The organism is Polynucleobacter sp. Fuers-14, from assembly GCF_018882045.1.
Lineage (GTDB): Bacteria > Pseudomonadota > Gammaproteobacteria > Burkholderiales > Burkholderiaceae > Polynucleobacter.
This window is the reverse complement of sequence record NZ_JACVPG010000037.1, coordinates 1-1,090: the sequence shown is the minus strand read 5'-3', so window position 1 is coordinate 1,090 and position 1,090 is coordinate 1. Positions and strand designations below refer to the sequence as shown.

Below are 1,090 nucleotides of genomic sequence, written 5' to 3'. Positions count from 1 at the left end.
CCACTATTGACTGTAGTACCCACTGCAGTAGTTCCAAGGCCAGCGGCATTAGTAATGGCTAAAGTACCGGCACTAATCGTAGTCGCACCAGTGTAGGTGTTGGTGCCCGATAAGGTTAAGGTACCGGTGCTCGCTTTACTTAAAGTGACATTAGTACCAGCAATAACACCGCTGATGGTGCCAGTACCACTATTGGCGATAGACAAGGCACTACTAGATGCCAAGGTGATTACTGTCGCACTCAAGGTACCCGTAGACAATGTTAAACCCGTTAAAGCCGCTGTTCCACCAATAGCACCAGTAAAGGTAGTGCTACCCGCCGTAGTGATACTTAAAGTGTTTGCGCCATTAACAGTGCTACCAAACACCACATTACCAGAGCCTGCATTAACAATCGTATTGGCCCCTAAGGTGACCGCGCCAGTGTAGGTTTGAGTACCGCTGGTGATAATTGAACCCGCTAAGGTGCTAGTGCCAGTGACCGTCAGACTAGAAGCGCCGGTAGAGTTGGTAATCGCGCTAGTGGCACTACCCATGGACAAGGAGCCTACCGTTAAGGCTCTTTGTAGATCAAGCGTAGCGCCAGAGCCAATGGTTAAGGCTGCTGTGGTAACTCCTGCAGAACCACCCAATGTAGCTGCACTGGTCACAACCAAAGTACCGGCACTAATCGTAGTCGCACCAGTGTAGGTATTAGCGGCTGAGAGGGTAGTTGTACCGGTGCCAGCTTGAGTTAAGGTTGCCCCTGCTCCAGCCAAAACTGCAGAGATGGTCAGTGCATTGCCACTAGCATTATTAAAGATGTAATTTGATGATGTGATATCTACGGAAGATGCTGACAAAATAGAGCCTCCACTTGCGAGCACTGCCACAGTACCGAATGTTTGACTGTAGGCTCCCATGGCAAAAATGCCGCCATTAATTGTGAGGCTGCCAGTGCTTGATAAGGCGCTGTTCCTACCTAAGGCGAGCGTACCAGCAGAGATAGTAGTGCCACCAGTGTAGGTGTTGGTGCCAGAGAGCACCCAAGTGCCTGTACCAGACTTGACTAAATTTGTCGCGCCAGTGTTATCTGCTAACACTCCAGCAA

1 protein-coding gene is annotated in these 1,090 nt (G+C 50.0%); it reads right to left on the bottom strand.

Annotated elements, in window-relative coordinates; translation table 11 throughout:
• On the bottom strand, positions 1-1,090 hold a 1,090-nt coding region (locus ICN40_RS11570), incomplete at both ends, for an autotransporter-associated beta strand repeat-containing protein (RefSeq protein WP_216244136.1).